Genomic DNA, 25301 nt, shown 5'->3' with positions numbered 1-25301 from the left:
TGGACCTTTTAGACCGCTTGTGCGGACGAATTGTTTTTATTATATAGGGAATTTTGGAAATTGTCAATTTAGTTTAGAAACTTATACTTAAATCTCACTTTAAGGTGGTTTCAAGATAGTTTCACCGTCATTTCCCCATCCGCGTAAACGAGGCCGGCCGCAGTCTCCCCGCGGCCAGCCTCTCACCCTTTCCCATCTTTCCCGGCCGTACTGCCATTACCCTTTCATCAGCAGATTCGGCAAGATCAGCAGAATCTGCGGGAATAGAGACACCAGCAGCACTACCACAATCAAAGCTAAAATAAACGGAGCTGCTCCCTTCACTACCCGCCGGAAGGAAATCCCGGCAGTGGAGGTCACCGTAAACAGGTTTACCCCAAATGGCGGCGTCACCACACCAATGATCAAGCTCAGGCAAAATACCATACCTACCACCAGTGGGTCGATCCCCAGCTCGATACCGATGGGCGCCAGAATCGGTGCCAGAATCACAATGCTGGTAAGGGTCTCCATCAGCGCGCCTACAATCAGCATCAGGATACACAGCACCACCAGATACACCGCCTTTGTCTGAACGATGGGGATCACCAGATCGGCGATAGCCTGGGGAATCTTCGCGTAAGCCAGGATCCAGCCAAACAGGTTGGACACGCCAAGAATAAGGGAAATCATAGCCGAAGTCTCCACTGCGCTGGCCATGGCATGGCCCAGTTTTTTCAGTTTCAGTTCTCCCAGGAACGTGCCCACGATCATGCTGTATACCACAGAAACCACCGCGGCCTCCGTCGCTGTGAAAATTCCGCCGTAAATCCCGCCTAAAATGATCACCGGCAGCAGAAGGGCCGGCAAAGCTTTCCACGTGCGCACCAGCTTTTCTTTCGCCGTATACGTTTTTTCGCTTGGAGGAATGTTTTGCTTTCTCACCATGATGAAATTAACAATAATCAGCGCAAAAATCATCATGATTCCCGGTATGATCGCGGACATAAACATTTTCGGGATGCTCACATTCATCGTGGAACCATACACAATCATCCCCACACTGGGCGGAATGATGGGCCCCAAAGCACCCCCAGCTGCCACCATGCCGGCTGATGTCTCCTGACTGTAACCGCTCTTTAAAAGTGCCGGCATCATCAGCGCCCCAATGGCCGCGATCGTCGCTGGTCCAGAGCCTACCAGAGCGGCGAAGATCGCGCAAGACACAATGGTAACTACCCCTACACTGCCGCGGATCCGACCAAAAATACACTCCACCCACTCAATCAGCCTGCGGGACAGACCGCACTGTTCCATCAAATAGCCCGTCAGGGTAAACAAAGGCACCGCCAGCAGTACAAAGGAATCCATTCCCAGGAAAAATCTCTGAGCCAGAAGCAGCAGGGGGCCGGAATCCGTTAAAACCAGAAAACCTCCGGTAGAAAGAGCAATGCTGAACGCGATAGGGATTCCCAAAAGCATAAATCCGAACATCAGACCGAATAGAATCGCCGCCATCAGCAGTCACCCCCTTTTCCCATTTCTGCCAGGTTTGCCAGGCACTGAACCACGATCCCCGCACAGCCCACAGGAATTGCAATGTACACGTATCCCATGGGAATCCCCAGAGCCGCGCTGTTTCTTACCATCATAACTTCCGCCATGGACACTCCGTACACTCCGATCACTGCCGATGCCAAAATGATGGAGCACTGCACCAGGATAGAATGGGCTGCCTTTGCCTTTCCGCGCAGAAAATCCCCGATGATGTCAATAGCAGCGTTGCTGCCGTGCCTGGTAGCCAGAGACGCTCCCATCATACTCATCCAAATAAACGAGTATCTCGCGCCCTCCTCCGTCCATGACAGAGAGGTCTCCAGAAAATACCTGGTAGCTACCTGCAAAAATGTGGTGAGCACCACCAGCCCCAGAAATATCAGTCCTGCCGCGCAGTACAGCCACAACAGCTTGTCCGCAGCCGTCAAAAGCACTTTCCTCATACGCCTCTCTCCTATTCTATTCCTCGATTCCTAAAATCTCCATCGCCTGGCTGTAAATGTCAGCGCTGATATTGTCTCTGTAATTGTCGTAGATCGGCTGTACCAGAGCGCGGAACTGCTCCACGTCGTCGATCTCGTTTACTTGAATTCCGGACTCCTTCATCGCCTCCAGCTGTCCAGCCTCATTCTCCGCCACGGAAATCCGCTGATCCTGGCCAGCCTTTACCGCCGCGTCCTTTAGGATCTGCTGCAGCTCCGGGGACATCCCATCATACAGGCTTTTGCTAATGCTCAAAGAGAGGGCATTGTAGAAATGCCTGGTCAGGGACAGATAGTCGCAGACCTCGTAATAGCCTACTGTGTACCCATTTCCAATCGGAACCTCGATTCCGTCAATGGTCTTTTGCTGGATTCCCGTATAAGTTTCCGAATAAGTCATAGGCGTTACATTGGCTCCCAGGGCGGCGAAGGTATCCACAAATATGGTAGTCTCCGGCACCCGCAGTTTTACATCCTTTAAATCCTCCGGCTTGTAAATAGGCCGCACATTATTAAAAATGTGACGGAATCCGCCAGAACCAAAGCCCAGATGGACGGCGCCCGTGGTGTCGGACAGTTCTTCCAGTACTCCCTGGATCAGATCGCTGTCCAGAAGTTTCTGGGCCGACTCCTCATCCTGCAGCAAAAACGGCATATCCATAATAGTGGTCCGTTCATCGTACAGGCCGAAAATATTAGCCGTGGCAATGCACATATCTACCGTTCCCATTCCCAGGCCTTCATAACTGTCCATCTCACCGCCCAGCTGTCCGCTGGGGAAAATTTCCACAGTCACCTTTCCGCCTGTGGCCTCCTCCACATTCTCTTTGAAATTCATAGCCAGAATATGATAGGGATCATCGTCTGCGGGAGAAGAACCATGGCCCAGCTTAATAGTCATTTCCTCAAAGCCCCCGGCCTCTGCCGATGTATCCCCTGCCTCCGGAACCGCCGCGCTTTCCGGTGTATCCGTATTTTGACAGCCAGCCAAAGACATCGCCATCATTCCTGCCGCCACGCTCACTGCCACCATCTGTTTCCACATTTTTTTCCTCATATTGCCCTCTCCTTTTCTCTGAAAATTGCTATAAATGCCCAGTTTCAATGACAACACAGATTTTCGCTCCCCATCCTCTATTTTCCAGATTCTGAAAGTCCCAGAAGCTCCACATAATTATCGCAGAGCATTTGTTTCAGCTCCTCCGTTCCGACTCCCGCATAGCCCAATAGCTGGGCAAAAATTCTAAGTTCTTCCGCCGGCCATCCCTTTCTGTTATGCCCGGCATCGGATGCCAATATAAAACGAGAAACCCCAAAACGCCGGAAACACTCGATATAATCATACAGATTGGCGCTTTCTGGAATGGGACACAACTCGTTGGCGCAAAATTCCACATACGCGCCCAGTTCCACCAACGCCCCCACTTCTTCCACCGTCATCTTTGGAACCCTGAAAAAAGGATGGTTGACCACCAGCTTGTGAAATCCCCGCGCCTTGGCCTCCTTTGCCAAAAGATAGGTCTCCCTCTTGCTGATGTGCCCGGTGGCTAGGATGATGTCCGCCTCCCGGCACTGCTCCATGACCGTCAGCACCTCATCCCGAATTCGTCCGTCCTCCCGCAAAATGGTAATAGGCTCCAGACAATACCCCTTTCTCTCCTCCTCCACATATCCAAAGCTCCCGATTGCTCCAAAGGCCTCCGCGTGCCCTTGGGCGTGATAGGTAGGCAGCCACACCACTTTTCCTCCCATTTTGATCACGGGTTCCACAGCTGAGGGATTGATTCCCCCTACGTGGTGATCCAGCACAATGCCTCCGAATACGGAAATGCCCTCCACCTGTTCCATGGTGTGCCAGGCCCTCGATACCGTAGGCTCCAGCACGCATTTATACACGATAGCCCGCATTCCCGCATCCCGCGCCCGTCTTGCGATCTCCACATCATTGCCAATCCGGTCCACAATGTCCGGTGATGAATGGATATGCAGGTCACAGGCTCCCGTGAGCGACAATGTTTTCATTTAGACTCCCCCTTTTGAAATTTGAATCTGTCCCCCAGCAGGCCGTACCCCCTGCTGTTTTTCTCCTGATAAACTGCTCCAATGACTGCTCAAACCGCTCTGCCTGATTCCAAAAAAACGCGTGCCCGCCCTCCAGAAACTCATGCAGCTCTCCCCGCTCTCCCACCTGCTCCAGATAGTGGCGGCTCATGCCGGTATCCTCTCCCGCGGCGATATACACAGGAACCGTCAGATCCTTCAAATACTGCTCCGTATCCGTATGACACCAATCTGTATGGATCGCGTAACCGATCCAAGGCGGGGTTTTTTTTATCTCCCGTCTCACCAGCTCCCGCTCCGGCTCCGACATTCCTGCCCCCACCCGTTTAATAAAGTTTTGGCAGTAAACTTCCGGCTCATCCAGCCAAAGACCATATTTTCGGAACCATTTTTCCATGTCATAATCTCTGGCGCCGTAGCGGTTCCACTCCTCCTCTGAGAACGGAAACAGTGCGCAGTCTAAAAGCCCTACAGCCCCCAGACAGCCCTCCCCATATTTATGAGCGTACATCATCACCAGACTTCCACCCAGAGACCAGCCCAAAAGCACGGTTTTCTCCAGCTCTAGATATTCTATGAGCTCGTGAATGTCATCACAGTGGCGTTCCACCGTATTTCCGTGGAGAACTTTGGAGGAATTGCCGAATCCTCTGGGGTCCATGGCAATGACCCGGAACTCCCGTTCCAGCAGCGCGGCACAGCGGTCAAAAAACCGAACGGTACACATATGCCCTGGCACAAACAGAATGGGAATTCCCTCCCCCCTGTCCTCATAGTAAATGTGGGCGCCGTCCCTCGTCCTTAAATACCCTGTTTTCACCCTCACCCTTCTTTCTATTCTGTTTCTTCCATAATAACCCGTTTATCTATAGCTGTAAATCCAGAATTAAGGCATATAAACTATAACTAAAAGCTATACTTTTCCCAAGAACTGTGGTACAATCCAATTATGGACACACAGAAAAAGGAGGAACGGTTTTCTATGGATTTTCGCGAAATCGAATACGTGCTGGCCATTATGAAATGCCAGACCCTGTCAGGGGCCGCCCGAATGCTGGACATCACTCAGCCCTCTTTGAGCAAATTTCTCCATGGCCTGGAGAAACGGCTGAACACCCCTTTATTTAAACGGGTGGAAAATAAAATGTATCTGACCTACGCCGGACAGCAGTATGTGGATACCGGATTGAAAATCCTGGATTTGAACCGGCAGCTCCACCATACTCTGGCCGACTTGACCGCCGAGGTGAGCGGCCTGATTTCTGTGGGCATCACTCCTACCAGAGGACGCTACGTCCTCCCCCATGTGCTGCCCGCTTTCAAAAAACAGTATCCAAAATATGAGATCAATATTGTAGAGGACGGTGTAAACGGATTAAACCAGGCCCTGGAGCTGGGCCAGATTGACCTGGCCCTCTACACCGTGTACGAGCCCCAGCCTCAAAATATTGTTTACGAATACATTTGCCAGGAAGAAGTAGTGCTTTGCATCTCCCCCTCCAACCCTCATTCCAGTTTAATCAAGGCCGTGGACGGCCGCAAGCACCCATGGATTGATATGAACCAGTTGGGGAGCGACTTGTTTCTCATGGTGGATGAAAAATTCCGTACCAGGAAAATCGCCAACCGGATTCTGGCTGCCTCTCCCATCCGCCCCCGCACCATCACCCTCCAAAGCGTAGAAACCGTCCTCTCCCTCGTAGCCGCGGACGTGGGCGTGGGGTTCTGCACCGATATGTGCGAGCGCTTTTTCTATACCCCCGATCCCCTCCTGTTCTGCTCCGCTGGCCCAGATCAGAATCTATGGGATTTTGTAATCGCATACAAAAAAGGCAGCTACCTCCCGGCAGCTGCCCAAAGCTTTATTCAAATCACCAAGACCTGTTTCTCCGCATAACCCCTCTGCTAGGGCATTTCCCCGACGAGACCAGTTTCCGCCATGCCAAAAGGGCCGGGGGCATTTCCCCGGCTTTCCGGCCCTCCGTCTTCTCCCCTCTGATCGTTTTTCAGCCCTCCCTACAGCCGTTCCATCTCCTCCGCCAGATACTGCCGCAGCAGCTCCCGCTGCCCTTCATCCACCACGATCTTCCCGTGAACCAGAGACACCATTCCCCGCTCCTTCAGCCCGTTCACCACCCGGTGGCAGGTGCGTAGGGAGCATCCGATCCGGGCTGCCAGGCTTTCCCTGGTCATTCGCAGCAGGGCGATCCCCTTTGCGTCCGGGATGGCGTACTGCAAAAGCAGAGACACCAGGCGCCCCGTATAATCCAGAAAAAAATACTGGCGGCTGGCAGCTGCCTGACCGCCCAGCTGGTTCATCAAAAGCCCCACACGGTAAAACAGGGCCCCCGCGTCCTGGGAAATCCATCCCAGGTACAAATCTGCCGGCATAGCGATCAGTTCGCAGTCCCGCGCCGCCATAATGGTGGCATAAGAATCCTCCATATCGGAAAACAGCTCATAATCTCCCACAATGTCCACCGGCATCAGCTCCGTAAACACGTAAGGAAGGCTCTGCACCCGTTCCTCCATGGCAAACAGCCTCCCTCTCATGAGAAAATACACCGTCCCGGATTTCTTCGCCGAGGAGATCAGCACCTCCCCACAGCCGCTGTTTTTGACATAGAGATAAGGCATCAGTTCCTCCGGCATCCGACTCAAAAACCGTTTCCAAAAATCCCGGTGCCGCTCCGTCCGGTAGCGGCTCTCAAATTCCCTTTTCTCCATAAGGTTCCTTTCAAAATATGCCATTTGGCATTTTCTATTTCCTGATCTTAGTTTAATATGGAACCAACCAACACGCAAGGAGGAAATCACATTGAAGGAACGTGTAAAGAAATCCCTTTTCATCTTCGCTGCCATGAACCTGGTGGGTGCCGCCGTCGCCCTCTTTCTGGAGAGCGGCTTAGGCTGTGATTCCATCGGCCTGCTGTGCGACGGAATCAGCCGCGCCTTTCGCCTCTCCTACGGGAACGCGTCTCTGGCCTATAACCTGACCATCATCCTCATCGCCGCCTGCGCTGCCCGCCGCAACCTGGGCGCCGGGACCATTGTCTATGCCCTGTCCTCCGGATATTTTATAGACGCCTACCGGTTCCTTCTCGCCCCTCTCAGCCTGGGAGAAATGGCCCTGGCGGCCCGTTTCCTCGGTTTCGCCGCCGGACAGATCTTCCTCAGCCTGGCCCTGGCCCTTCTCATCCAGCTGAAACTGGGCATGAATGCCCTGGACGCTGTCCTCTGCAAGCTGTCGGAACACACCCGCCTGCCCTACGCCTGGCTGCGGACAGCGGCGGATTTCTCCTACGTGATAGCCGGCATCCTGTTGGGCGGAGTGTTTGGGATCGGGACCATTCTCTCTGTTCTCCTTACGGGGACGATGGTGAAGTGGTTTGGGCTGTGGATTGGGCAAGTTCGTTTCCCATCAGCCCTCACCCATTTAGCAGCTCCTCATAAATCTTCAAATCCCGCTCTGTAAACACGTTAAAAATCACCTGCTCCACCGGGCTGCCCTTCTCCAGAAACTGCTGTACCGTTTCCACCGCGATCTTTGCCGCTCTCTGCTGGGGGAAGCAAAACACGCCGGTGGAAATGCAGCAGAAGGCCACGGACCGGAGTCCGTATTCCGCCGCCAGCTCCAGGCAGGAGCGGTAGCACCCAGCCAGCAGATCGCAGTCCTCCAGGCGCAGCGAGCCGGAAATGATGGGGCCTACTGTATGCAGCACGTATTTGCATGGAAGGTTGTAGGCGGGGGTGATTTTTGCCCTTCCCGTCTCCTCCTCATGGCCCTGGGCCTCCATGATCTCGTTGCACCTGATCCGCAGCTGAACGCCGGAAAGGGTGTGAATGATGTTGTCAATGCAGGAGTGGCAGGGCTGCCAGCATCCCAAAAGAGCGCTGTTTGCCGCGTTGACAATGGCGTCGCAGCGCAGCGTGGTAATGTCTCCCCGCCAAAGGGAAATCCTGGGGCTGGCCTTCGTTCCCGGCAGGTTCTCCGCCACCACAATCCCCCTCTGCTGAATCAGCTCTGACAGATACTCGTCCTGTATTTTCAGAAATTCTTCCCCCGCCGGATACGGCGGGCGCAGATTAAACAGCGACCGCAGCACCCGCCACTGTCCTTCCTCATTGTCCGGAACCACCATCCCCCGGTACTGAGGCATCTCCCGCCGCAGCTCCCGGATGAGATACGTTCTCCGTTCTTCCTGTGTCATGATTTTGCCCTCCTTTGACTGAAACAGATGCCTTCCTTTTGTCTGACCTGTATCCGTTTTATGGATTCAGACATTCCGTTTTGATTGGGAGAAATTCCCTTACGCGCACGCTCCGATCGTTCCGTCTGTGGCGTCATTCCAATCCCCCATATACTCTCTGATTTCAAAAGATAAACGATTGCAATATTTTGAAGTTTTTGCAACGGTCTCTTAAAATCCATTATACAATCACGGGATCGTATCCTCAAGCAGGCTCATCATACAAGGGGCACAAAACAGGGAAAAAGAGAGAGTTTTATTAAAGTACGCCAAAAATCCAGGCTGGATCCATGAAAACAGTGATCCAGCCTGGATTTTTGTAAATCATGAAGCGAGGGCATTGCTCCACCATCTAAGTTAATGATTTTGCAATGCCCCCTTACTTCGTTTCTCCCAATTTCTCCATAATCTTCCTAAAATCGCTTTCCGCCTTCTCCGGCCCCCAGCCTTCTTCCTCGTTGTACCGTTTCCCATAGTCGGGATACCGTCCCATCATTTCTGTCAGAGCGCCGATGGCTCCCACCGTTCCCAGCTCCTCCATACATTTCCGGAACAGCTCATAGGTCACCGGCACCTGTTCCTCAAGGGCCTCCAGCACTTCCTTACTGCACCGCGCCGACACCTCGGCAAACTCCAGCAGATTTTCCATCTGCCCCTCTGTCAGATTCCTGAAATCACGTTCTTCTTTCATTTCTTGACACCTCCTATTATCATTATATGGCATTGTGCTTTTAGTCACAATATTGAAAATAAAATTTTCTGTCTATACTGGTAACATCTGAAGTTGGAAAGCAGGTGTTCCCTATTATTGATTATACTCCACTTTGGGATACTATGAAAGCGAAAAAAATATCCCAGTATCAGCTGCTGAAAAATCACATCGTAGACAATAAAACTCTGGACCGGCTGAGAAAGAATGAAAACATCACACTGCTGACTCTGGAGCGCCTCTGCCGCTTTCTGGACTGCACTCCCAATGATATTATCCATTTCCGGTAAATTGTGACTTTCACCACAATATGGAAAACACGGTTTCCTGTCTATACTGAAATCATCCGAGTCTTATTTAGTAAAGGCAGGTGATTTCCATTATTGATTACTCTCCCCTGTGGAATACCATGGCTCGCAAGGGCGTTACCCAATACCGGCTCCTGAAAGACGGCGCCGTGGACAACAAAACCCTGGACAGCTTAAAAAAAGATAAAAATATTACCGTGCTGACCCTGGAGCGTCTCTGCGCTTACCTGGACTGCACGCCCAACGACGTGATCCGCTTTACCGAACGGAAAACCGATGCCGCTCCCTCGCCTCCGCCTGTGGAAACGGACGGCCTGTAAGCTTATCCGGGACCGCAGTCTTTCCCCGATCCTAAAGAGGATGTCAGAAACGGCATCCTCACTCCCGGCTTACGCCCGTTCTTCCAGCACATACCGCTCAATCAGACGATCCACCGTTTTCCTGATCTGCGCCACCGTCATCAGCAATATTTCATTCTCCCGCTTTAATCTCTCATTTTCCAGCTTGATTGAAACAATATGGTCCGCCTCACTCATGCCAGGATCCCCCCTTTTTCCCTCAATTCTTACTCCGCAATAACACTATAAGCCGTTTCCAATTTTTTGAAAAGAAAAATCAACCGCACAGTTCGACATAAAACGAATCTTTTGTCCTCCTTTCTCATATCCGTTTTTTGACCATATACAACATCTGCATTTTCCTCAAAAATTCGACACAACACCTATGTCCTTTCTCTGAGAGCCTGTGTCGAAAAGTTTTTTCCCCGCCGGAAACGTCCCCCTTCTAAAATAACAGGATTTCGGCGGACGCACAACCCCTGAGGCGGAAACAAAGTGTCCCGGCCGCCGTTTCCGCCGCTGATACTGTGCCCAGGGACCCTTTAAAACCGTAATAAATACGTAAACATTTCATACTGGAAAATTCCCTGGCAGAATGATACAATAAAGAAAAAAGGTGTAAAAGGAGAGTTGCTTTATGAAAAAGAGAGTATTTTCTTCCCTTCTCTTAGCGGTCTCCCTGTTAATCATGAACTCGCTCACCGCGTTTGCAGGCACCTGGGTACAGGACGAGCAGACCTCCAGATGGAGCTACTACAGTGACAACGGAACTGCCCTTACGGGATGGGTGCAGGACAACGATCACTGGTACTATCTGGACGCATCCGGAACTATGAAAACAGGCTGGATCAAGGTGGACGGCTCATGGTACTACTGCTATGAGGACGGCTCCATGGCGGCCGACACGTGGATTGACAATTATTATGTAAATCCCAGCGGCAAGTGGACCAAAACCAGATAACAGGGACATAGGTTACAAATGAATGACGAAAAACAGAAAGGTATCGGCGATAATGCGGATACCTTTTGTTTTTATGGCACGGGATGCCGGAAATTGACAAGACAGCTTTCGACGGCAACACAAAAACCCCGGAGTAACGCCTCTCCGGGATTTTTGATTCCGTTTTTGATTCCATTTTTTGATATGAGGGCTTAAATCCAAGGATAAAGGCATCCATCACGGACGCTCAGCCCGGCTTTCGCTTTGTATTCGGCCCCATTCCCTCCCGGCGGGAGTTGTGGGTCTGGTTTTGGTTTTCCGGCTTTCCCTTTCGGGCGTTGCCGGAAAACGTGCCGTCCTCCCGGTTTTGGCGGAACGGGTCCTGGTTCTGCTTTTCCATTTTCATCACCTCTTGGCCATAGTATGGATGAAAACCGGAAACGCTATGCGCCCGTCCCACCTCTTATGACCGGGAAACCGCCGAAAGGGCCTGTTTCACCGCCTCCCGCAGCGCCTCCAGATCCCGGCGGTCCGGATGGGCCATGGCCTGGCGGAAGTTCTCCAGCCTGGCTTTTAACGCCTCGTTTTCCGGCTCCTGGCGCAGGCCGGCCTCAAAGCGGGCTCCCACCGCCTCCGGCATTTTCCCCTGGCACATGAAGGTCCCTGCCAGGCGGTTGGACGGCGCCAGATGGGCTTTTACCCGGCCCAGCACCCGCTCATAGTATTCCTGGCTGCCGCCAAAACCAGCGGTTCCAAATAAAAATACACGTTTCCCCTCCAGTCCCTCCAAAAAGGACGCCATCTCCTCACTGCAATCCCCCTTGTCCGTCCAAAATCCGGCAAATATGAGATCCCCGTCTTCTCTCCCGCTCTCCCGCGGTTTCTCCGGGCCGGCGCACTCCCAGCCAAGCTCCCTTGCCGTCTCCCACACCGTCTCCGCCAGCAGGGCCGTATTTCCCGTCCGGCTGCTGCATATCACATTACAGGTCATGGCCATTCCTCCCTCCCGTCATTTTTCCAAGAAGGCGGATGAGCTCCGTCCGCTCCTCCTCTGTCAGCTCCGCCGCCGCGGTCTCATCCCATTCCTGAAACAACCCCCGGCTGGCCTCAAAGGCCTCTCTGCCGGCCTCCGTCAGCCGCAGGCATACCGCCCTCCGGTCCTCCCGGCTCCGCTCCTTCGCCACCAGCCCGGCCTTCACCAGCTTTTCCATGGAGCGGGTGGCATGGCCGGCATCAAAGCCCAGCGCCTCCGCCAGCTCCCCCGGCCCGCAGCCGGGATGGTTTCCCACGTAGAGTACCACGTACAGCAGCCCTTTTGTCAGCCCCATCTCCTGCAGCCGCCGGTCACAGAACTGGTCAAACCGGCGGTGCAGAGCTTTTATGTAAACAGCGATTGTTTTTTGCACTGGAATGTCCTCCTTTGGTTTTTCTCAGTATAGTTCATTTGCTTGACTTAGTCAATTATATTTCCTTATTTTGCTGTCAATCTCATTTTCAAACCGTTTTGCTGCCGCACCCATTTTCAAGCCGGATTGCCAAATCCCCTCTATATCGCCGCCACGCTCTGGTAATACGTCAAAACGGTGTTCAGAAAATGGCCCAAAACGGACATGACCGCTGACGCGGTCATCACAAATCATGAAAGCTAGGATCGTGACCATTCAGTAATTTTACAGGCATACGCAATTTTACAGACATACACAAAGCCGGAGGCAGCCCATTTGGGGACTGTCTCCGGCTCTGGTGTCGTTTAAAAAAACATCTACGCCATTCTCTATGTCATTCTTTTCCGTCATCCTTCAGAAGGCCCAGCTCTCTCCTTTTCCTCCGCCCGAACCTCCATAAAACAACGGTATAAACTGCCGTCAGGGCAACGCCGATGGCGTAGCAGATATTCCAGTTTGATATATGAAATCCGATTTCCTGATGGAGAATAAAGCTGGTCACAATAAACAGGTAGAACATCCCCGGGACCAGCCCGATCAGGAACGGCAAATCTTTCCTCATCATATACATCGCAATCACAGTAAAGGTAAATACAGCAATCGTCTGATTCGCAAATCCAAAGTATCTCCACAGGATATTAAACCCATCGGCGCTGACCTTCGCCCACACTAACAGCAAAGCTCCCCCAATGAAAATACACAGGCCAATCAGCAGATTGTTGCGCTTTGTTTTCGGGATATGCAGGGCATCCTGAATCAGAATGCGCACCGCCCGAAACGCCGTATCGCCGGAAGTGATGGGCAGAACAATTACGCTGGCCACCGGCACTACCCAGAAAACAGACAGCATTTCCTTGGAAATCATTCCCACTACCTGAGTGGCGTTTCCCGTCATCCCCATGTTATAGACGACCATGGCGCCGGCAGCCCAGCACATGGCAATAAATCCTTCCACGCACATCATGCCAAAGAAGATGGCCGTTCCTTCTGTTTCCTTCTGAAGGGTGCGGGAGACGAGGGTCACCTGGGAGCTGTGGAAACCGGATACAATTCCGCAGGCTACTGTCACAAAGAACGTGGGAATATAACGGGGATCGCTGGGGTTTAACACTCCCGTATACGCCCAGGCGGGAATGCCGTCCCAAATTTCATTTAATACGTACCTTCCGGAGGCAGCGCCCAACATGGTCACCAGAAAGATTCCCAGGGCCGCCAAAAACAGGATCAGGCCAAATATGGGATAGACCTTTCCGATGATCCGGTCAATGGGCATCATCGTCGCAATGATGTAATAGGCAAAAATCACGGCAAACACCAGGATCGTCACTCCCCAGTACCCGGACGACTCCGCCGTCATATTCAGCACCTGTCCAACAAAAAGATCCCCCGGAGTATAGACAAACACCACGCCCACCAGCATAAGCAGCAGTACCAGAAACACGAAGTACACCTTGGAAATCCCTTTTCCCAGGAATTTTTTTACAAGGGCCGGCATCTGATCTCCTCCGTTCCGCAGGGAAATCATCCCGCACCAGTAGTCATGAACCGCTCCGCCCAGGACGCAGCCCACCGGAATGGTCAAAAAGGCAATGGGCCCGAACAGCACACCCTGGATCGGCCCCAGGATCGGCCCGGTTCCGGCAATGTTTAACAGGTTGATCAGCAGGTTTCTCCACTTTCCCATGGGAACAAAATCCACATTGTCCTGTTTTGTGTAGGCAGGCGTCGGCCCGTCAACCGGCTGAAACAGTTTCACAGACAGTTTTGCGTAAAAATACCCTCCAATAATTAATATCGCAAAGCCTATCAAAAAAGTAATCATTCTCAGTTCCTCCATGTAAAATTGTTAAGCATTTGAAAGATATGGTTGCTTTTTTGGGGAAGAAAGGCGATATTGATGAAATGTTTCTTCCTCATCACGATATGGGCGGCTCTGTCACAATCAAATGGCATCCCTCCTGTTCTGAAAACAATAATCATTCTGATTTCATAATACTGAAAGAACCGGCCAGTGTCAACTTAATGTTAAGATTTCGCTAAAAAATCGCTAATTTTTCGTTAAAATTTGTAGGAAATAGGCCTTGCGGCGGACGGGAAACTGATTTTCACAGTGCAAAACGTATATATCCGCGTCGTACATCCGCGCCTGAACGCGGCCGCGCCGGCAGCGCCGGCAGCCATTTCCTATGAGAGGGGATCGCCTCCCGCCGGAGGCTCTCCTTCCTTAGGAGGAGAAACTTTCCCGGGACGCAAAAATGCCGCAAATTCGTGTTCTCGATTCACGAATCTGCGGCATCTTCTTTTTCTATTCTCCCAGAACCTTTCAGCTCTCCTGCCCGTTCTCCTCCGTCTCCTTGATCCTGGCGAATACCATATCGTAGCCGTCGTTTCCATAGTTTAAGGAACGGTTTACCCGGCTGATCGTCGCTGTGGAGGCACCGGTTCTGGAGGCGATCTCCAGATAGGTTTTCTCCTCCCTCAGCATCTTGGCCACCTCATAGCGCTGGGACAGGGAGAGCAGCTCATTTACGGTACACACATCCTCAAAAAACGTGTAGCATTCCTCGATATTTTTCAAAGTCAGAATGGCCTGAAACAGATGGTCCACGGCTTCTGTTTTGATCTTTTTGTTCATGGCGTCTTTTCCCCTTTAGTCTATTATCGTGTTCTTTTCGATTTTAACATACTAAAGCTGTAAAGTCTACCCTAAATTTTCCCAACATTCTTAAGAAAAAATAAATTTTTCGATCACGTAAGCCACTCCGTCGTCGTTGTTGGACTTGGTCACAAAGTCCGCGGCCTGGCGCACCGGCAGCACCGCGTTTTCCATGGCCACACCGAGGCCGGCGTATTTGATCATGGAAAGGTCGTTGTAGCCGTCGCCGCAGGCGATCATCTGCTCTCTGGTCAGCCCCAGGCGCTCCAGCAAACGCTCCAGAGACTGGGCCTTGTCGATGCCCTTTGGCAGGATCTCTAAAAAGAACGGCTCCGAGCGGTACACGCTGAAATTCTTTCCCAGGGCCGCCTTCACCTTCGGCTCCACCGTAGCCAGGTAGTCGCCATCGTCTAACATAATGTATTTGGGGACGGCAAAGTCCACGTACTCCGCCATGTTCTCCACCTGGCGGATCTCCATGGAGTTGATGCGGCTCTCCGCCTGGGCGTACTCGTTTTCCCGGTTGTTGGAAATGATTTCCTCCCCTTCGTAGGTGAGAATGTCCACCCGGTGTTCCATGGCCAGCTCCACGATCCTCCGGTTGCTCTCCACCGGCAGCAGCCTGGAAAACAGGGTCTCCCCCGTGGCGCAGTCGATGATCATGCCCCCGTTAAACGACAGGATACAGCCCCCGTAGCGGGCCAGCTCCAGCTCCTTTGCCAGATGGCGGATCCCCTTCGTGGGACGGCCGGAGGCCAGCACCACCCGGCGGCCCATCTTCTGCATTTCCATCAGGGCCTCCTTCGTCCTGGGAGTGATCACCTTGTCCCTGTTTGTCAGGGTGCCGTCCAGATCCAGCACCATTATCTCATATTTCATCCTGTTTCTCCTTTGTCTCCTCATGAATTACTCTGAAAGCCCCGGATGGCGACGATATAGATGGGCGCGCTCGCGCGCACAGATATATCGGTATCAGACGGGCAAGACGGTATGAAAAGTGTGCGCCAAGCGCACACTCGCGCCGGAGCGCGGCTGCGTCAGCAGCCATATTCCTTTGCGCGGAGTGCGCCTCCTTGCGGAGCATTCTTATTTAACAGGAAACGCAGTTTCCTGTTAAATAAGAAAGTAGGGCGGCAGCCCGGATTTCGAATGCCGTCGGCAGATGGCGGGAACGCCGTAGGCGTGGAGCCATCTGGCTTTCATGATTCGGGATGACCGCGTTAGCGGTCATGTCCGTTTGTTCTGGTATTCAGTGTACGATAGATCGGGGAGAATTGCAACGGGAGAATTGCAACGGGAGCCGGTTCTGCCGCCGCTTATCTTTACGCCTTTTTACCGCACCAGACAGGGTTTCTTGGAGTCGAATTTCCATCCGGGGATCAGATACTGCATGGCCATGGCGTCGTCCCGGTCGTGGGTGGAGAGCTTTTTGTAAAGGCGGTTGGCCTCCAGGACCCGTTCCATGTCGATGGTCACTCCCAGGCCCGGTTTCTCCGGCACCTGTAAATAGCCGTCTACGATCTGGGGCGTGTCCTTTAAGAGGTTCTGGCCGTCCTGCCAGATCCAGTGGGTGTCCAGGGCCGTGGGCGCTCCCGGCGCTGCCGCCGCCACGTGGGCGAAGGCTGTGAGGGTGATGTCAAAATGGTTGTTGGAGTGGCTGCCCCAGGTCAGGCCCCAGTCGTTTAAGGTCTGGGCCATGCGGACGCTGCCGCCAAAGCCCCAGAAATGGGGGTCCGCCAGCACGATGTCCACCGACTTTAAGGCCGCCGCGTGGTAGAACTGGCGCCAGTCCGTGGCAATCATGTTGGTGGCCACCGGCAGTTTCACCGCGTTTTTAAACTCCGCCATCACCTCCCTGCTGGAATATCCCGCCTCCGGTCCGCAGGGATCCTCCACGTAGGTGAGCACGCCTTCCATGGGGCGGCAGAGGGAAATGGCCTCCTCCAAGCTCCAGGCGCCGTTGGGGTCGATGTTGATGCGGCCCTTGGGAAAGGCCTGCTTTAAGGCTTTCACAGCCTCCATCTCCTCTGCCCCGGCAAGGACGCCCCCTTTTAATTTGAAATTGCGGAACCCGTACTTTTCATGGAGGACCTGGGCCTGCTCCACAATGCGCTCCGGCGTGAGCATTTCCTGTCTTCGCATCCGGTACCAGGGATCGCTGCTCTCTCTTTCATCCAGATATTCCAGCTGCTCCGCCTTCCCCTTGTCGCTGACGTAGAATAAGTAGCCTAAGGTCTCCACCCTGTCCCTCTGTTTCCCGTCCCCCAAAAGCTCGCACATGGGCAGATCCAGATACTGCCCCAGCAGATCCAGCAGGGCACACTCAATGGCCCACTCCGCCTTCACCACAAACTTTAATTTGCTGATGTCCAGGCTCTGGATTCCTTCCCCGTCGTCCTCCTTGGCCCGCCTGCTGGCCTTGTGGATGCTGTCTAAAATTTTCCGGTACATTCCGATGGGCTTTCCCACCACCAGGGGGATGCAGCTTGTCAGGGCCTCGCAGGTGTAGTCGCCTCCGTGGATCTCCCCGATGCCCGTATGGCCTGCGCTGTCCTTTAAAATCACCAGGTTTCTGGTGAAAAACGGCCCGTGTGCCCCGCTTAAGGTCATCAGCATACTGTCCCGTCCTGCCACGGGAATCACCTGCATTTCCGTCACAACCGGCGTTCCTTTTTCTGTCATCTGTCCTTCCTCCTTTTTATCCGCTCCGGAACAAATGTGCAAAACGCCCATTCGCCGGAGACTTTTGTGCCGTGGAAAACAAAAGTCCCTTCTTTTCTTCCGTTTCCCCTTTTGCTATAATCATTTTAAGATGTTGGGGGCAAACGGTATTTTGACCCTGGTCTCATTTTAACGGAATCAGGCCCATTTTTCCAATTCGCAAATGTGATTGCCACAATCGGCATTTTTAATCCCCGTTCTCCCGGGAACGGAAAACAGAAAGGAGCACCCATGGATACCCGCCATCTCACCTACATTCTGGCCATCGCCCAAAAGAAAAACATGACGAAGGCGGCGGAGGAGCTTTTCGTCTCCCAGTCCTCCCTCAGCCAATACCTGACCAAGCTGGAGCAGGAAATCGGCACTCCCCTCTTTTTCCGCACCCGGGGAGAGCTCACCCTGACCCCCGCCGGTGCCCTCTATGTGGAGGCGGCAAAACAGGTGATCCGCATCAAAAAGCAGCTCTACAAGGACATTTCCGGCCTGGACAGCCGGGGGCACGTCACCGTCGGCGTCACCTCCCAGTTCGGCCTGCGGGTGCTGACGGAGGTCATCCCCCGGTTTAAGGCCCGCTATCCCGACTACCGCATCGAGATCACGGAGCAGGATCTGCCCTCCATCACCAGAATGCTCCTGGAGGAAAACCTGGATCTGGGGCTTATGGCCGCCAACTCCGTCACGCCCTTTGACGAGGCCCACGTGCATCTGCTGAAACGGGAGGAGGTTCTCTTTGCCATCCCCGCCTCCCATCCCTATGCAAAAGAAAATCCTTCCGGGCCCATTGCCTGGAAGGATCTGATCCGCATATTTGAAAAGGAAAACTTTCTCCTCTCCCGCCGGGATTCCTCCCTGCGGGTGCTGACAGACAAATTATTTGAAAGCTGCCGTTTTGCCCCCAGCGCCATGTGCGAGACCAACAGCGTCACCGCCACCTGCCGCATGGTGGAAAACGGCATCGGCGTCACCTTTCTGGGAGAGTCCTGCAAGGACAGCTCCGGCCCGGTGGCCTACTATTCCCTGGAGCCGAAACTGTACCGCTTAAACCTCCTGGCGCGCCGGAAAAACTGGATCTTAAGCCCGGCGGAGGAGTTTCTCTGCCAGCTGATCCGCTCCTCCTTTCCGCTTTCCGGGGCAGAAAACAGCTGACGCCGTATTATTCCGCCGCGCCGAAATACATTTCCAGGCCGTCCACCAGCCCTTCTGCCAGGTTTTTCAGCGCCGTTTCCCCGTGATCAGACTTTTTATCTCCCAGCTCGATGTCCACGCTGGGCACGGTGGAGTAGGAGGTCTGGGTTAAGTCCATTTCCATTTCCCCTTTTCCAAACACCTTGTGCCCGCGGCCGCGAAGGCCTTCCACCAGGGCACGCCCCAGGGCGTTGTGTTTCTCCCAGTGGGAGGCCACCGGCTCCATGGCGCGGTAGGAGGCCGCGGAGGGCACGCTCATGAAAAACACGCCTTTATCGGAGGTGGTGGAGTCCCAGTGGAGGGCGATGTGGCAGTCCGCGTAGTGGTTGGCCATGAGGGTTCTGGCGATGTTGTCCAGCTGGGAATCCGCCGTCTCCCGCACCATCAGCACGCTGTAGCCTTCCTCCAAAAGCCGCTCCTTTAATATAAGGGCCATGGACAGGGTGACCTCCGCCTCCGGGGTGCCGTCGGAAAAGGTCATGCCGCCGCTGATGGCCGAGGCCTTTACCGCCCCGGCGGAGGTGCTGCCGCTGGTCACCTTCGGCGTCTTGTCCGGGTGGCAGTACGTCTTTTTGCTCTCTCCTCCGGCGCATCCGTGACCGGCGTTTACACAGACGGTGATGCCTTTGGCGTTCGCCTGGCGGTTTTCATAGAGGACTGCCGTGCCGGTGTGGATGGCGGAAAATTCCCCGTAGGGGAAATCATCGGAGAAGGCCAGCTCCCTGCGGACGATGGACGGCTCCGTTTCCGGCTGGGATTCGCCGGATGGGTCGGCGGAGCCGGTTGGGGATGGCTCACGGGATTCGCCGGCTCCGGTGTCCGAGCTGGTTTCAGCAGCCGTGCTGTCCTCCGCGGTTCCACTGCTTTCGGCCTCGCCCCGTGTCTCCCCGCTTTCCGTCGCCGCAGCCGTTTCCCTGGCCTCCAGTTTCTCCTCAAGCCCCGCTCCCGGCCCCACGATTTCTGCCGGTTTCGAGGCCGCCGTCACCACCACCGGCTCCGACGTGGCCGCCAGGGCCTCGTTTCCGCCGGCCTTACAGCCCCACAGCACGCCTCCCGCCATCAACGCCGCAGCCGCGGCCACTCCTGCCACCATGTATGTTCTCATGCTCTATCTCTCCTTTTTCATCTCCAAACGATTCCTTATGATTCCAAAAACTGTGCGCTTGGCGCACACTGGCGCCGAAGCGCGGCTGCGCCAGCAGCCATATTCCTCTGCACGGAGTGCGGCTACGCCAGCAGCCATATTCCTCTGCGCGGAGTGCGGCTGCGTCAGCAGCCATTTTTCTCTGCGCGGAGTGCGGCTACGTCAGCAGCTATCTTCCGCTGCGCGGAGTGCGCCTCCCGCCGGAGGCTGTTTTTGCCCCTCACCGGCACCGCTCCGCCGTCCGAAACTCCACGATAAACCGGTTTTCCCCGTCTGAGGACTCCGCCCAGACGGCGCCCCGGTGCCGTTCCACAATGCTCTTTGCGATCGCCAGCCCCAGGCCGTAGCCCTTTTTGTCGCTTCGGGAGCCGTCCGACCGGTAAAACCGCTCAAATATCTCCTTCCGCTTTTCCTCCGGGATGGGCTCTCCCGTGTTGGCCACCGTCAACCGCGCCCGCCGCCCGTTTCCCCGGGCCAGACGCACCGTGGCGCGGCCGCCCTCCGGGGAATATTTCTCCGCGTTGTCTAAGAAAATCTTCATCAGCTGCCGCAGCTGGCCGCCGTCTCCCCGGATCCGGATCCCTTCCTCCACGTCGCTGCGCAGCTCCTTGTTTCCCTGGTAAAATACCGCCTCGAAGGACAGCACGCTCTCGATCACCACATCGCTGAGGTCGCAGGTGCCTTTCAGACGGTCGTTTCCCCCCGCCTCACTTCTGGCAAGGAGCAGCATCTCCTCCACCAGACGGCGCATCTGGGACGCCTCCTGGCCGATGTTTTCCAGCCAACGGGCCGCGTCCCGGTCCGCCGGCGGCCCCTGTTCCGCCAAAAGCTGGGCGTTTGCCATAATCACCGTGAGAGGCGTCTTTAACTCATGGGAGGCATCGGCCACAAACTGCTTTTCCCGGCGGATGGACTGTCCCACCGGGGCCACCGCCCACTTGGAGAGCAGGCAGCTCACCGCGAACAGGGCCAGCCACACCGCCAGGCCGATCAGTCCCAGATTCCGCCACATTCTCTCCGCGAACGCCTCCCCCATGCTGGTATCCATATAGACGATCCGGTAGCCGCTCTCAAAGGGCCGTCTCAAATAGCGGAGCTGGTACATTTCCAGCAGACCCCCGTCCTCCGCCGCAGAAAGGCTCTGGGCCGCCAGCCGTTTCAGATCCTCGGTTTCCGGTTCTGGTCCGTACTGGCCTTCCACCCCTATGATCTCGTCGTTTCCGTCGGTGATCAGGATAAAGTAGGGGGCCCGCACCGTTCCCGCCTCCCAGAACTCCGGCATGGTCTCCGCCGCTGCCGCCTTCCACAGGAACTGTTCGTTGTCCTGCTCCATTCTGGTTTTCGTAAAATACCCCACCGCCAGGAAAGCCAGGCCGATCACCAGGGTCACCATCACCATGTTGGACAGCACAAATTTTACCTGCAGCCACTTTAATTCCTTCATGACCTCACCTCTTTGTCAGATAGTAGCCCAGGCTCCTGGCCGTGGCAATCCCCGTTTCCGCCTTCAAAAAGTCCAGTTTCTTTCGCAGGAAGGACACGTAGATTTCCACGTTGTTGTCCACCGCCTCCCCGTCGTTTCCCCATATTTTTAAAATCAGGGTCTCCTTGGAGACCACCGCCCCCTTGTGGGCCATGAGGATCTGCATCACCTCAAACTCCCGTTTTCCCAGGCGGATGGTCTTTTCTCCCCGTTCCAGGCAATAGGTGGACTGATTTAGCCGGATGTCCCCGAAGGTGAGCACGTCCGGGATCAGGTCGCCGCCCCGCCGCAGCACCGCCTTTAAGGCTGCCGTCAGCTCGTCCTTGTCAAAGGGCTTTGTCAGATAGTAGTCCGCCCCGCTCTCCAGCCCGGCCACCTTGTCCTCCGTAGCGCTTTTGGCCGTCAGCATGAGCACCGGCGTGCGGCAGCCCAGGCGACGGGCCTTGGCGAGGAGGCTCACGCCGTCCATGCCCGGCAGCATCACATCCAGGATTACCCCGTCATACAGGCCGCTCATCACCATTTCATAGCCTTCCGCCCCGTCCAGGCAGACGTCCGTCTCGTACCGCTGGCGCCCCAGGATGTCCCGCAGGGATTCCGCCAGCTTTTCGTTGTCCTCCACAATCAAGATTCTCATGTTTCCGCCTCCGCCGGATGCTATTGTAAATAGAATATAAGAAAAAATGCCCTAAAAGTCAATGCAGCTTTCGGGCATTTTCCGTGTTTCCTCCAGGCCGGGATCAGTTCGACCGGATCTCCTGCCTCATAAATTTCACGTAAGAGAGGGCGAAGGCCGCCAGGGTGGCCGCGCACATCCCGGTGAGGTGGGGCCACACTAAAAGAAGGCTCTGTCCAAAGGGAAGGTAGCCTGCCACCGCCCCGTCCAACTGGGCGTTTGTCACCAGCCCGATGGTGCGGACCCCCGGATTTAAAATGGTGGTCACCGCCTCCCCGTACAGGTAGTAGGGGGACAGCCGGTTGAGGTACAGCTCGCAGCGGTAATTGTCCATCAGGTTGAAGATGGCCTGCATCCCGTCCATGGGAAAGAGGGCCGCAGCGATGATTCCCGCCAGCAAACTTAAGAAAATGGTGAAAAACAGCCAGCAGGCGATCACGGCCAGGGCGCTGGTGGCGGCGTGGCGGCACAGCACGGAAAAGAGGATGGAAAGCCCCAGCCAAAAGCAGATGTACACTCCCGTAAACAGCAGAAATACCAGAATCCGCCCTACCTCCTCCAGGCTGGGGGGAATGCCGGTGGCGATGAGCCCCAGGGCTGCCACCAGTCCGCCCATGGCGAACACCATGGTAAAAATGATGGCCGCCCCCGCCAGGAATTTCCCGTTGATCACGCTGTCCCGGTAGATGGGCTGGGACAGCAGGCGGTTTAAGGTGCCGCCGCTTTTCTCGCTGTTTATGGCGTCAAACCCCAGGGCCAGCCCCACAAACGGCCCCAGCATGGCGATAAAGGACGCGAAGGAGGGGATGGAGCTGCCGCTGGCGGTAAACAGCTTTAAAAACACAAAATCGTTGTCCGCCGCGGCCCCGGAAATGCTCCCCAGCGCCCCGTAAAGGCTGGCAAAGCCGGCCACCGCCACCAGTCCCAAAATCAGCAGAAACCTCCGGCTGCGGATATGGTCCGCCATCTCCTTGTGAAACAGCGCCCAGAGCCCCACGTTTTTCTTCTTCTCTCCCTCCCGTTTAGCGATTTCGGGAAATAAACCTTTTAACCTTTCCATTGCTGCTACCATCGTCATGACCTGCCTTTTCAAAATATCTCCGATAAATTTCGTCCAAATCGTTTCCACAGGGCCGCAGGCTGGTGAGGGAATACCCGTGTTCCAGCACCGTGTCCGCCAGGAGGTTATTGATGTTCTGGTCGGAGCCTACCATGTACCGGTTTCCCTCCCGGCCCACGCTGTACACTCCCTCCAGGGCCTTTAAAATCTCCGTAAACCGGTCGTCCGCCGGGGCGACGCACACCTCCGTGAGATACCGGCTCTCCTCCCTGGTCTGCTCCGCCAGCTCCTCCACCGTGCCGCAGGCCACCAGCTGCCCTTTTACAAACAGGCCCACCCGGTCACAGATCTGCTGGATCTGGTAGAGCTGGTGGGAGGAAATGAGGATCGTCCTGTTTTCCCTGCGGGATAAGTCCCGGATCAGGGCCAACAGCTCCCGCATTCCCTCCGGGTCGATTCCCAGAGTGGGCTCATCCATGATGATCACCTCCGGGTCCTTCATCAGCACATCCGCCACCCCCAGCCTCTGCCTCATGCCTCTGGAGTAGGTTCCCACCTTCTGGTCTCCCGCCTCCGAAAGGCCGGTGCGGATTAAAAGCTCCTCGATCCGCTCCTCCGCCAGGCTCTTTTCCAGCCCGTTTAAGGCCGCGGTAAAACGGAGGTTTTCCCGGCCTGTCATATCTCCGTAAAAGCCCACGTTGTCCGGCATATAGCCCACGGTCCGTTTCACCTCCATGGTGTCCCGCACGCAGTCCATGCCGTTTATGAAGGCCGTCCCTTCCGTGGGCTCCGTCAGGCCGGTGAGCATCAGGGTGGTGGTGGTTTTCCCCGCCCCGTTGGGCCCCAAAAGGCCAAAGATCTCTCCCCGGCCGATGGTCAGCTCCAGATGGTCCACCGCCGTCTTGTTCCCGTACCGTTTCGTCAGCCCGTGGATCTCAATCATCCGTTCCATTGTCATTTCCATAGATTCCGTCTCCCATATTCTGTCTCAGAAACCATCCGTGCCTACCGTCTTCCATACCTGCGGAACATGGATCCGATGCCTGCCAACAGGGCGGCGATCACGGCCACTGCCACCACGCCCCACACCATGCTGGTCTTTACCGCCACGCGGAACTCCGCGCTGTCGGACACCTGGCTGGAACCGGCGCTCATGGTCACCACGTAGTCTCCCGTGAGGGCCTGTTTCGACGGGGTCACGTGAGCCGTCACCTCCACGGTGGCTCCCGCATCGATCTGCTCGATGGTGGGTGTGTCAAAGCTCACGTTCCAATCTGTGGGGGAGGTGGAGGTTAAATTTACGTTCTGAATGGCCACGTTGCTGTTGTTGGTGACGCTTAAGGTCACGTCCGATTCAGCATTTGCCCTGGCGTCAAAGCTCAGCCGCCCGTCCGGCGTGCTCAGAAGCAGGTCGTATTTTTCCGTCACTGTCACGGAAAGGTCCATGGAAAGTTTCTCGTTTCCGGAAATGGCGCTGCAGGCGATGGTGTACTCCCCGGCGGCCACGTTGTTGGACGGGGTCACGCCAATGGTCAGGCCCTGGCTGGCTCCCGGCTCCAGCTGGATGCTGGCCACCTGGGTGGTCTCTCCGCTGGGCTTAAAGGAAACCTGCCATCCGTCCGGCGCCTCCGCCGAAAGGCTGTAGGACTGTTCCTGGGCGCTGTTGTTGATCAGGGTCCCGTTGAAACTGAAGGAGGTGCCTGCCGTTCCCTCCTGTTCCGGGTACTCGGACGAGAAATCCCCCTGGCTCACCTCCAGCTCGTTCACATCCAGGGTGAGAGTCAAGGTGTCGTTTACAGAATCGCTGGCCCTGGCCGCCAGCACTACCTGGTAGGTGCCGTCCGCCGTGTCCGCCGGGATCTCCACCTGGAAGGACGCGGTGGCTGTATTCGTCCCGGAGGGCACATGGATCTGGCTGATCCGGTTCCCACCTCCGGAAATGTATCCGTCCCAGCCCTCCGGCATGGACTGGACAGACAGGGCCGCGTCGCAGCCCGCCCCAGAATTGTCAAACTCCAGGTTCACCGTCACATTTTCTCCCGCCTTCGCCGTCATCCCCGGATAGTCGGTGTGCATATCCAATCCTCCGGCGGCGTAGGCCGTCAGGGCGCTCCCGGCGCAGACAGCGGCCAGCACGCCTCCCGCCGCCAGCATTTTTCTAAAACTGTTTCCGTTCATAAGCATTCTCCTTTATGTATCTGAAAAGTTGGGTCTATTTTACCGCGGAAAGCTTTAGGTAGTCTGAAAGTTGGAGGAGGAAGGAATGGATTTGGGGAGGGGATGGGGGGATCAGGAAAGGAAAAAGGG

The 25301-nt window shown here is 55.1% G+C and carries 29 protein-coding genes; 6 read left to right on the top strand and 23 right to left on the bottom strand.

Translation table 11 applies throughout. The features are described from left to right. Positions 1-216: 216 nt before the first annotated feature. From B5E84_RS10980 to B5E84_RS10960, 5 genes are all read right to left on the bottom strand, one after another. Positions 217-1497 (bottom strand): TRAP transporter large permease, encoded by a 1281-nt coding sequence (locus B5E84_RS10980; RefSeq protein WP_087222642.1) that lies wholly within the window; start codon positions 1495-1497, stop codon positions 217-219. Continuing rightward, on the bottom strand, positions 1497-1979 hold the full coding sequence (locus tag B5E84_RS10975; protein ID WP_087222640.1) for a TRAP transporter small permease: 483 nt from the start codon (positions 1977-1979) through the stop codon (positions 1497-1499). Before B5E84_RS10975 ends, B5E84_RS10980 begins: the two co-directional genes overlap by 1 nt. A 16-nt stretch (positions 1980-1995) precedes the next feature. Further along, the gene (locus tag B5E84_RS10970; protein WP_087222638.1) at positions 1996-3075 is read right to left on the bottom strand and encodes a TRAP transporter substrate-binding protein; all 1080 of its coding nucleotides are present in this window, start codon (positions 3073-3075) and stop codon (positions 1996-1998) included. A 77-nt stretch (positions 3076-3152) separates the two neighbouring features. Then, on the bottom strand, positions 3153-4040 hold the full coding sequence (locus B5E84_RS10965) for a DUF6282 family protein (protein ID WP_087222636.1): 888 nt from the start codon (positions 4038-4040) through the stop codon (positions 3153-3155). Next, entirely contained in the window at positions 4009-4899 is an 891-nt protein-coding gene (locus B5E84_RS10960; protein WP_087222634.1) for an alpha/beta fold hydrolase, read from the bottom strand. The genes B5E84_RS10965 and B5E84_RS10960 overlap by 32 nt, the downstream gene beginning before the upstream one ends. A gap of 162 nt (positions 4900-5061) precedes the next feature. Here B5E84_RS10960 and B5E84_RS10955 point away from each other — a divergent pair, with 162 nt between their 5' ends. Next, on the top strand, positions 5062-5976 hold the full coding sequence (locus B5E84_RS10955; RefSeq protein WP_162612852.1) for a LysR family transcriptional regulator: 915 nt from the start codon (positions 5062-5064) through the stop codon (positions 5974-5976). 119 nt (positions 5977-6095) lie between these two features. Here the strand turns inward: B5E84_RS10955 and B5E84_RS10950 are convergent, their stop codons facing one another. After that, positions 6096-6806 (bottom strand): Crp/Fnr family transcriptional regulator, encoded by a 711-nt coding sequence (locus B5E84_RS10950; RefSeq protein ID WP_162612851.1) that lies wholly within the window; start codon positions 6804-6806, stop codon positions 6096-6098. Positions 6807-6897: 91 nt separating this feature from the next. Here B5E84_RS10950 and B5E84_RS20400 point away from each other — a divergent pair, with 91 nt between their 5' ends. Beyond that, the gene (locus B5E84_RS20400; protein WP_143469209.1) at positions 6898-7554 is read left to right on the top strand and encodes a YczE/YyaS/YitT family protein; all 657 of its coding nucleotides are present in this window, start codon (positions 6898-6900) and stop codon (positions 7552-7554) included. Here B5E84_RS20400 and B5E84_RS10940 read toward each other — a convergent pair. Both B5E84_RS10940 and B5E84_RS10935 read right to left on the bottom strand, forming a co-directional pair. Next, positions 7508-8290 carry a protein-ADP-ribose hydrolase gene (locus B5E84_RS10940; protein WP_087222626.1) on the bottom strand — a complete coding sequence of 261 codons (783 nt, stop codon included), beginning with the start codon at positions 8288-8290 and terminating at the stop codon, positions 7508-7510. The two genes, B5E84_RS20400 and B5E84_RS10940, sit on opposite strands and share 47 nt — an antisense overlap. A gap of 418 nt (positions 8291-8708) precedes the next feature. Beyond that, positions 8709-9020, bottom strand: a complete 312-nt coding sequence (locus tag B5E84_RS10935) for a hypothetical protein (RefSeq protein WP_087222624.1) — start codon at positions 9018-9020, stop codon at positions 8709-8711. A gap of 143 nt (positions 9021-9163) precedes the next feature. Here B5E84_RS10935 and B5E84_RS10930 point away from each other — a divergent pair, with 143 nt between their 5' ends. Together B5E84_RS10930 and B5E84_RS10925 are read left to right on the top strand one after the other, a co-directional pair. Further along, entirely contained in the window at positions 9164-9328 is a 165-nt protein-coding gene (locus B5E84_RS10930) for a helix-turn-helix domain-containing protein (protein WP_242963352.1), read from the top strand. Between the two features lie 80 nt (positions 9329-9408). Next, a complete protein-coding gene (locus B5E84_RS10925) occupies positions 9409-9666 on the top strand; it encodes a helix-turn-helix domain-containing protein (protein ID WP_242963351.1) in 258 nt (85 codons plus the stop codon). A gap of 69 nt (positions 9667-9735) precedes the next feature. On the opposite strand, the gene B5E84_RS20850 is transcribed toward B5E84_RS10925, so the two are convergent. Beyond that, positions 9736-9882, bottom strand: coding sequence for a hypothetical protein (locus B5E84_RS20850; RefSeq protein ID WP_204248580.1), 147 nt, complete (start codon positions 9880-9882; stop codon positions 9736-9738). A 439-nt stretch (positions 9883-10321) separates the two neighbouring features. Between B5E84_RS20850 and B5E84_RS10920 the strand changes: the two genes are divergently transcribed. Then, on the top strand, positions 10322-10645 hold the full coding sequence (locus B5E84_RS10920; protein ID WP_087222622.1) for a hypothetical protein: 324 nt from the start codon (positions 10322-10324) through the stop codon (positions 10643-10645). A 226-nt stretch (positions 10646-10871) separates the two neighbouring features. Here the strand turns inward: B5E84_RS10920 and B5E84_RS20845 are convergent, their stop codons facing one another. The 8 genes from B5E84_RS20845 to B5E84_RS10890 all read right to left on the bottom strand — a co-directional run bounded on the left by B5E84_RS20845 (position 10872) and on the right by B5E84_RS10890 (position 17407). Then, the gene (locus tag B5E84_RS20845) at positions 10872-11024 is read right to left on the bottom strand and encodes a hypothetical protein (RefSeq protein ID WP_204248579.1); all 153 of its coding nucleotides are present in this window, start codon (positions 11022-11024) and stop codon (positions 10872-10874) included. Positions 11025-11087: 63 nt separating this feature from the next. Then, a complete protein-coding gene (gene bilS / locus B5E84_RS10915) occupies positions 11088-11615 on the bottom strand; it encodes a flavodoxin family protein BilS (RefSeq protein WP_087222747.1) in 528 nt (175 codons plus the stop codon). After that, the gene (bilQ, locus tag B5E84_RS10910) at positions 11605-12030 is read right to left on the bottom strand and encodes a bilirubin utilization transcriptional regulator BilQ (protein ID WP_087222620.1); all 426 of its coding nucleotides are present in this window, start codon (positions 12028-12030) and stop codon (positions 11605-11607) included. The genes bilS and bilQ overlap by 11 nt, the downstream gene beginning before the upstream one ends. A 51-nt stretch (positions 12031-12081) precedes the next feature. Further along, complete coding sequence (locus B5E84_RS20395) at positions 12082-12264, bottom strand: hypothetical protein (RefSeq protein ID WP_143469208.1); 183 nt, start codon at positions 12262-12264, stop codon at positions 12082-12084. Between the two features lie 139 nt (positions 12265-12403). Next, the gene (locus tag B5E84_RS10905; protein WP_087222618.1) at positions 12404-13891 is read right to left on the bottom strand and encodes a carbon starvation CstA family protein; all 1488 of its coding nucleotides are present in this window, start codon (positions 13889-13891) and stop codon (positions 12404-12406) included. 501 nt (positions 13892-14392) lie between these two features. Then, positions 14393-14704, bottom strand: a complete 312-nt coding sequence (locus B5E84_RS10900) for a YerC/YecD family TrpR-related protein (protein ID WP_087222616.1) — start codon at positions 14702-14704, stop codon at positions 14393-14395. 90 nt (positions 14705-14794) lie between these two features. Next, the gene (locus tag B5E84_RS10895; protein WP_087222614.1) at positions 14795-15604 is read right to left on the bottom strand and encodes a Cof-type HAD-IIB family hydrolase; all 810 of its coding nucleotides are present in this window, start codon (positions 15602-15604) and stop codon (positions 14795-14797) included. Positions 15605-16057: 453 nt separating this feature from the next. After that, positions 16058-17407: an enolase C-terminal domain-like protein gene (locus B5E84_RS10890; RefSeq protein ID WP_087222612.1), complete on the bottom strand. Its 1350-nt coding sequence runs from the start codon at positions 17405-17407 to the stop codon at positions 16058-16060. A gap of 270 nt (positions 17408-17677) precedes the next feature. On the opposite strand from B5E84_RS10890, the gene B5E84_RS10885 reads away from it, so the two are divergent. Beyond that, positions 17678-18592: a LysR family transcriptional regulator gene (locus B5E84_RS10885; protein WP_087222610.1), complete on the top strand. Its 915-nt coding sequence runs from the start codon at positions 17678-17680 to the stop codon at positions 18590-18592. Between the two features lie 7 nt (positions 18593-18599). On the opposite strand, the gene B5E84_RS10880 is transcribed toward B5E84_RS10885, so the two are convergent. From B5E84_RS10880 to B5E84_RS10855, 6 genes are all read right to left on the bottom strand, one after another. Then, complete coding sequence (locus tag B5E84_RS10880) at positions 18600-19736, bottom strand: N-acetylmuramoyl-L-alanine amidase family protein (protein WP_204248578.1); 1137 nt, start codon at positions 19734-19736, stop codon at positions 18600-18602. 259 nt (positions 19737-19995) lie between these two features. Continuing rightward, positions 19996-21219 (bottom strand): sensor histidine kinase, encoded by a 1224-nt coding sequence (locus tag B5E84_RS10875; protein WP_087222608.1) that lies wholly within the window; start codon positions 21217-21219, stop codon positions 19996-19998. A 4-nt stretch (positions 21220-21223) separates the two neighbouring features. Further along, positions 21224-21895, bottom strand: a complete 672-nt coding sequence (locus tag B5E84_RS10870; protein ID WP_087222606.1) for a response regulator transcription factor — start codon at positions 21893-21895, stop codon at positions 21224-21226. 103 nt (positions 21896-21998) lie between these two features. Next, positions 21999-23006, bottom strand: a complete 1008-nt coding sequence (locus B5E84_RS10865; RefSeq protein ID WP_143469207.1) for an ABC transporter permease — start codon at positions 23004-23006, stop codon at positions 21999-22001. After that, positions 22957-23958 (bottom strand): ABC transporter ATP-binding protein, encoded by a 1002-nt coding sequence (locus B5E84_RS10860; protein ID WP_087222604.1) that lies wholly within the window; start codon positions 23956-23958, stop codon positions 22957-22959. Before B5E84_RS10860 ends, B5E84_RS10865 begins: the two co-directional genes overlap by 50 nt. Positions 23959-23999: 41 nt before the next feature. Beyond that, positions 24000-25172 (bottom strand): NEW3 domain-containing protein, encoded by a 1173-nt coding sequence (locus tag B5E84_RS10855; RefSeq protein ID WP_242963350.1) that lies wholly within the window; start codon positions 25170-25172, stop codon positions 24000-24002. Positions 25173-25301 lie beyond the last annotated feature (129 nt).

This window comes from Lachnoclostridium sp. An14 (genome assembly GCF_002160755.1).
Taxonomy (GTDB): Bacteria; Bacillota; Clostridia; order Lachnospirales; family Lachnospiraceae; genus Lachnoclostridium_A.
This window is presented reverse-complemented; position numbering and strand designations above follow the sequence as displayed.